Origin of the sequence: Gemella bergeri ATCC 700627, from assembly GCF_000469465.1 — a bacterium.
Classification (GTDB): Bacteria; Bacillota; Bacilli; order Staphylococcales; family Gemellaceae; genus Gemella; species Gemella bergeri.
Genome location: NZ_KI271804.1, coordinates 1 through 1,462, shown reverse-complemented (window position 1 = coordinate 1,462; position 1,462 = coordinate 1). Strand labels below are relative to the sequence as shown.

At 26.4% G+C, this 1,462-nt stretch carries 1 protein-coding gene; it reads left to right on the top strand.

Translation table 11 applies throughout. The features are described 5' to 3' along the window. A partial coding sequence (locus HMPREF1983_RS01040) for an ISL3 family transposase (RefSeq protein WP_021752423.1) occupies positions 1 to 1,269 on the top strand: 1,269 nt, incomplete at its 5' end. Positions 1,270 to 1,462: the final 193 nt, after the last annotated feature.

Here is a 1,462-nt window from a genome sequence, read left to right as displayed (position 1 = left end):
AAACAATCTAGTATACTCCTTCCTACAGCGCTATTTAAAATAGTTTACGGAAAAGTAGAATATAAACAACCAAAATGTAATAATTGCGGTGTAAAAGGCTGTTCAAAAGTTGTAAAAAACGGTAGTAAACTATCATATATAAAACTTCAAAAATGCGGAGGTAAACTTACTTTCCTACACCTAACCAAACAACGATACTACTGCAAAAACTGCAATAAATATTCAACAGCTAAAACCTCCATTACCAAAGGAAAATGTACTATTTCTCTTGAATTAAAACGAGAAGTTATATATAGGCTAACTTTTGAATCATCACGTAAATCAATAGCTAGGGAATGTGAAATTAGTGATGCAACGGTATATAATATTCAAAAAGAACTATATAGTTCATTAGCTAAAAGACCATCTTCTAAACTATCTGAGTATCTTTGTTTTGATGAATTTAGATCGACTAATGATGTAGAAGAACATTTAAGCTTTATATATTGTGATGCTTTAAACCATAAGGTTATAGATATTCTTACAAATCATAGAAAATCTACTATACTGAATCATTTCAAGAAAAGATATACTTTTAAAGATAGATTAAATGTAAAAATGGTTTGTACTGATATGAATGCCGGATATATGACTATGATAAAAGAGTTATTCCCTAATGCCTCTATAGTTATTGATAGATTTCATATTATTCAAGCTTTGAATAATTCTTTAAACTCTCTAAGAACTCGTATTATGAAGATGTTTAAAGATAATGATAATGATAGAATATATAAGCAATTTAAAAGGTATTGGAAATTATTATTAATGAGAGAAGATGATGTTTCTAGTGATGATTATGGAAGAAAATACCATTTTAAAGAATGGATTACTAGTAGAAAAATAGTAGAGCATCTTATTAATCAAGATGGCGAATTAAAAGAAGCGTACTTTACTGTACAGATGCTTTTAGATGCGTATTATTCTCATAACTTTTCAGAGTTTTTTAATGTTATTGAATCGAGTAAAAACACTATATCTGAGGAACTTGCGGTTACTTTTAAAACTTTTATTAAAAATAAAAAGCACATAGAAAATTCTTTAAGATATAATTTATCTAATGGTCCTATAGAGGGGATCATTAATAAAATAAAGAATATCAAACGTACTGGATATGGATATAGAAACTTCTTTAGTTTAAAAGCTAGAGTGCTAATAATATTTAACTTAGGTTATTCTAATACTAATAGAATTAATAAGGAAATAATAGATTATAGTGTTAATATAGCTTGATTAAACACGGTTTTTTTCTGGTGTTATGCTTAATTATTTACTTTATTTTATTGACATTACATGTTTATTTATTTAAACTATACACTATAAATTAAATTACTTTACTGATTTATAATATAAATTTTCTCTTTTTCAGCTCTTTTTTAAAAAAAGAGGGATATGAGTTTCAAACTCATATACCTCCCTATCAGTC